Source organism: Holdemanella sp. (genome assembly GCF_056804935.1).
In genome coordinates this window covers 1-4,813 of record NZ_DBMEXE010000124.1, presented here as the reverse complement: position 1 = coordinate 4,813, position 4,813 = coordinate 1, and the positions used below count along the sequence as shown (strand labels likewise).

6 protein-coding genes and 1 riboswitch are annotated in these 4,813 nt (G+C 34.2%); of the genes, 5 read left to right on the top strand and 1 reads right to left on the bottom strand.

Annotation, left to right across the window (positions count from 1 at the left end; all coding sequences use genetic code 11):
• The first annotated feature begins 209 nt into the window (after nt 1–209).
• The gene (locus tag ACZQCL_RS06485) at nt 210–959 is read left to right on the top strand and encodes an N-acetyltransferase (protein WP_418272330.1); all 750 of its coding nucleotides are present in this window, start codon (nt 210–212) and stop codon (nt 957–959) included.
• Nucleotides 960–962: 3 nt separating this feature from the next.
• On the opposite strand, the gene ACZQCL_RS06480 is transcribed toward ACZQCL_RS06485, so the two are convergent.
• A complete protein-coding gene (locus ACZQCL_RS06480; protein ID WP_227992104.1) occupies nt 963–1,190 on the bottom strand; it encodes a hypothetical protein in 228 nt (75 codons plus the stop codon).
• A gap of 71 nt (nt 1,191–1,261) precedes the next feature.
• A riboswitch (TPP riboswitch) is annotated at nt 1,262–1,358 on the top strand.
• 186 nt (nt 1,359–1,544) lie between these two features.
• On the opposite strand from ACZQCL_RS06480, the gene thiW reads away from it, so the two are divergent.
• The 4 genes from thiW to ACZQCL_RS06460 form a co-directional block, all read left to right on the top strand.
• Nucleotides 1,545–2,078 carry an energy coupling factor transporter S component ThiW gene (gene thiW / locus ACZQCL_RS06475; protein ID WP_040466267.1) on the top strand — a complete coding sequence of 178 codons (534 nt, stop codon included), beginning with the start codon at nt 1,545–1,547 and terminating at the stop codon, nt 2,076–2,078.
• A complete protein-coding gene (thiM, locus tag ACZQCL_RS06470; RefSeq protein ID WP_227992103.1) occupies nt 2,059–2,829 on the top strand; it encodes a hydroxyethylthiazole kinase in 771 nt (256 codons plus the stop codon). The genes thiW and thiM overlap by 20 nt, the downstream gene beginning before the upstream one ends.
• Nucleotides 2,826–3,455, top strand: a complete 630-nt coding sequence (gene thiE / locus ACZQCL_RS06465; RefSeq protein WP_482482329.1) for a thiamine phosphate synthase — start codon at nt 2,826–2,828, stop codon at nt 3,453–3,455. Before thiM ends, thiE begins: the two co-directional genes overlap by 4 nt.
• 46 nt (nt 3,456–3,501) lie before the next feature.
• On the top strand, nt 3,502–4,813 hold a 1,312-nt coding region (locus ACZQCL_RS06460; RefSeq protein WP_482482327.1), incomplete at its 3' end, for a GGDEF domain-containing protein.

Sequence of the window (4,813 nt, the reverse complement as noted above, 5' to 3'; positions counted from 1 at the left end):
AAATGTTACCGGACGACTGGAAACGAACCGGGCACGTCATTTAGACGTGTGACTTTTTCGCAGAAAAAGTCTTTTCTTGCACTAAACTACAGGAATATCTAGTAATGATATAATCTCAACTTATTATAGGAAAATGAAATTGATTAAATATTAACAAAGATTTGATTGATTTCAACTCCTTTTAGTATACTGATTTTGAGGTGTTTAAAATGGATTATGTATATGTCACAAAAGAAAATATAGAACAAGAACACATTTGTTGTGCCATTAGTAGTAATTCAGATGTTGAAGTAAGATCCAAGAAAGATTGGTTGACAGATCGTTTTGAGGATGGACTTGTCTTTATTAAAGCATCTGTAAGAGCGAAATGCTTTATTGAATATATTCCGGCAAAGAATGCGTGGATTCCACTCGATGCCAAGAATTTTATGTATATTGATTGTCTATGGGTATCTGGATCTTTAAAGGGTCATGGGTATTCGAGTGAATTATTAAATATGTGTATTGAGGATAGTAAGAAGAAGGGGTTGGATGGAATTTGTATTTTATCAAGCAAAAAGAAAACATCCTATCTTGCGGATCCTAAGTTTTTAGCTTATAAAGGTTTTAGAGTCTCTGATGAAGCTAGTAATGGTATTCAATTGTGGTATTTATCTTTTAATGATTTTGATTTACCAAAATTTAAATCCTGCGCTAAAGATTGTCATATAGAAGAATCAGGTTTTGTCTTATATTACACAAGTCAATGTCCTTTTAATGCAAAATATGTTCCAATCATTGAAAATTTGTCTAAAGAAATGAATATAGAATTTAAAGCGATTCATCTAGATACAAAAGAAAAGGCGCAAAATGCGCCAACACCCATCACAACATATGCGCTATTTTACAATGGTGAATATGTAACGAATGATGTGATGAATGAGAAGAAGTTTTTAAAGTTAGTTGAGAAGCTAAAATAAGCACTAATTATCTTGAGATAGGATGGTTTTAAATAATAAATATACTAGGTAGATTGTATTTAGTGCAAATGGAACAATAAGATTGGTAGTCATTAAGCTTTCAAAGATAAGAATGCGGGATAAAGAATTGTCGTAACCACTCACAATCACATATGGAGATACTGCCATTGTCAAAAAGATCAGAAAATAGATAGCTAAAATGACTAAGAAATGATTCTTGTCTTGTTTCATTCCTAAATTCCTTCTTGATCTCATATTTGGCTTGCACTTTAAATTGTTTTGTACTAAAATTCTAGATGTAGTAAATAAATCTGGGGAGCTATTGCTGAGAGGAAGTTCGACTTCGACCCATTAAACCTGACGGATAATGCCGGCGTAGGAAGTATAGATGTTTTTTTGACCTGTCTTTTTACGTTGCAGGTCTTTTTATTTTATTGCCTTACTGTAGGGGAGCGCCTAGAGTATAGAAAACAAGCGAGGGAGCCTGAATTGACAGGATGAGAGAGGACTGTTTGTCTAATACCGAAACCACAGATGGTTTTTTGCGTGTTTTCTAGGCCATCTGTATCTGTAGGAGGTAGTATTATGAATAAACACAATTACTTATTAAGCTTAGTCTTTTTTTCAATGATGGTAGCTGTTGGAGTAGTCATTTCTCCAATCTTACGTGTAGAAGGAATGTGTCCTATGGCACACTTGATTAATATCACTATGGCTGTATTTATGGGGCCTTGGTATTCATTTCTTTGTGCTTTAGCTATTGGTTTAATTCGTATGACAGTTATGGGAATTCCACCATTGGCTTTAACTGGTGCTATTTTTGGAGCTACATTATCTGGTATTTTATATCGTGTTAGTAAAGGAAAGATCTGGGCTGCCGTACTTGGTGAAGTCATTGGTACAGGTTTAATTGGTTCTGTTCTTTCATATCCAGTGATGACATATTTATGGGGAAGAACTGGACTTACATGGATGTTCTATGTACCTAGCTTTTTAATGGGTACAATCATCGGTGGAAGTATTGCGTATGTTTTATTGAAGTCGATGTCTCGTAGTGGAATCCTAGAAAATATTCAAAGAAAGTTAGGAGTGCAAAAATTTGTTGAAACAAACGAATAATTTGATTCACTGTATCACAAATCCGATTTCAATTAATGATTGTGCAAATCTTATATTAGCTTTGGGTGCGAAGCCGATTATGGCTTGTCACCCCGATGAAGTTGATGATATCACTTGCCATTCTGCGGCTTTGGCATTAAATTTAGGAAACTTTGATGATGTAAGAGCTAAGTCTATGATGATTAGTGCTAAATGTGCCAAAGAAAATAAAATTCCATTCATTTTAGATTTAGTTGGAGTGGCTTGTTCAACACTTCGATTGAATTATGCCAAAGAACTTGTTTCTTTATATTGTCCAACTGTCATTAAAGGCAACATCAGTGAGTGTAAAGCTTTTTATGGAATGACAAGTCATGCGCACGGTGTAGATGCAGATGTTCTCGATGAAGAAAATATCTATGAAAGTGCGAAATGGCTAAAGGACATGGCTTTAAATCTTGGTTGTGTAGTTGTTTGTAGCGGCAAGATCGATGTCGTTACAGACGGTAAAGAAGTGAATTTAATTTCAAATGGTTGTGATATGCTTTCAAGAATTACGGGGACTGGATGTATGTTAAATGTGGCAATTGCTACATTTTTAGCTAGTTATTCTCCATTATTGGCTTGTATTAAGGCAACTTGTTATTATGAGGTAGCTGCTGAAAAGACGAAATGTGAAGGTCCTGGAACTTTCCATATGCATTTTATGGATGAGATCTATAAGCTTACCAGTTTTGATGAATCTTTGTTTAAAATAGAGGTGTTAGAATGAAAACAGTAGATTATACATTATATTTTATTACCAATTCAGATGGTTATGATGAAGAAACTTTTTTAAATAAAGTAAAAGGGGCATGTCTTGGTGGAGCAACCATCATTCAGCTTCGTGAAAAGAATAAATCAACATTGGAATATTATGAATTGGCAGTTAAAGTCAAAAATATAACGGATGCCTATAATATCCCATTGATTATTGATGATCGAATGGATATCGCAATGACTGTAGGATGTGGTGTTCATTTAGGAAATGAAGATATGCCAATTTCTGTAGCTCGTAAAATTATGGGTGAAGATTGTATTATTGGGGCTACCGCAAAGACAGTAGAAGTTGCAAAAAAAGCAGAGACCGATGGTGCTGACTATTTGGGTTGTGGTGCTATTTATCCGACAAAGACGCATGTTAAGACGAAGATTACAAGTGTTGAAACACTGAATGATATTTGTTCGGCTGTCAAGATTCCGGTTTGTGCGATTGGCGGATTAAATAAAGACAATCTTTCTGTTTTAGAAAAGAGTCCTATTCAAGGTGTTTGTGTTGTATCGGCTATTATGGATCAAGAGGATACAAAAAAAGCAGCTGAAGAATTGAAGGAATCAATTCAAAAAATCGTGGCATAAAAAATGCCACTTTTATTTTTGGAAAATATAACCTAAAATAGTATTTATGAGAAAAAGAAAAATATTAGTCCTTTCAATCACCATTGTTGCCGTAGCTCTTATACTTGAAACATGTATATTAAGATATGTAAATGAAAAGAATGCGCAAACCACATCCAATGTATTATTGGATCGTGTGATTGCGGTTCTTGATAAAAATGAGTCGAGTGAAGAGCGGTTTGTGAAATCATTAAAAGATGATTATATAGTTCGTGCTAAGGCCATATCTTATATTGTGGATGCCAAGCCGGAAGTAGAATATGATATTGATGAACTTCAAAAAATCGCATCTTTAATGTCCGTGGATGAAAATCATTTTATTGATGAAACAGGAACGATATATTCGGGTTCAATCCCTAAATATTTTGGATATAGCTTTGATTCTGGTGAACAAATGGCTTTCTTTAAACAAATGTTAAAAAATTACGATTTAACATTATGCCAGGATGTAACACCAAACACGGCCGAAGCTAAAGAGATGATATATGCGATCACTTGGAATGAATCTAAAACGCATATGGTTCAAGTGGGTATTACGCCAAAGCGTCTTTTAAAAGAGTTGAAACAAAACCAAATTTCAAATGTTGTAGCTGATATGCCCGTGTATAAGGGAATGGAAATTTATGTTGTAAATTCAAAGACGAAAATAATTAAGGGGGCTACTGACAAAAATAAAATCGGGAAGAAGATTCTGACTTCTAATAAAAACTATCAATATATAACTCGAAAACACGGAAATTATAATGTATCTGTATCCATATCTGAATCGATGTTTTCTCAAAATAATATCGTAGCGATATTGATTGTCGGTATTTATTTAACTTTAGCTTCATGCTTACTTGTTCTTATGCTTTCTAGAGTATTAAAAGAGAAGTATGAAAAAGAAAAATATATGTATACTTCGAATACGGATGGACTGACGAAATGTTTCAATCGACGTGCGTATGACTCGGATATGGAAAAGTTAGATTTAAATACGGAATGGGCTTATATATCTTTAGACTTAAACGGTCTAAAACAAGCCAATGATTCACTTGGCCATAGTGCTGGGGATGAGCTTATTTGTGCGGCTAGTAACTGCATGAATTTTGCGTTTGCCTCTTATGGAAAAATCTATCGTATTGGTGGAGATGAATTTGTCGTATGGATTCAAAACTCTGTTTCTAATCTAGATTCGATATTACAAGTATTTGATGCGACCATTCATGATTGGCATGGTAAGTACTCAAATTCGATATCTGTATCGTATGGTGTCGTCAAGTCTTCAGAAAAATCTTTTGATTCGGTTCAAGAAATAAGTAAATTAGCCGATGAAAGAA

What these genes read in the sequence shown, in the direction of transcription:
- thiW (WP_040466267.1), top strand. Translation starts at nt 1,545, where the DNA reads ATGAATAAACACAATTACTTATTAAGCTTAGTCTTTTTTTCAATGATG.
- ACZQCL_RS06480 (WP_227992104.1), bottom strand. Translation starts at nt 1,190, where the DNA reads ATGAAACAAGACAAGAATCATTTCTTAGTCATTTTAGCTATCTATTTT.
- thiE (WP_482482329.1), top strand. Translation starts at nt 2,826, where the DNA reads ATGAAAACAGTAGATTATACATTATATTTTATTACCAATTCAGATGGT.
- ACZQCL_RS06485 (WP_418272330.1), top strand. Translation starts at nt 210, where the DNA reads ATGGATTATGTATATGTCACAAAAGAAAATATAGAACAAGAACACATT.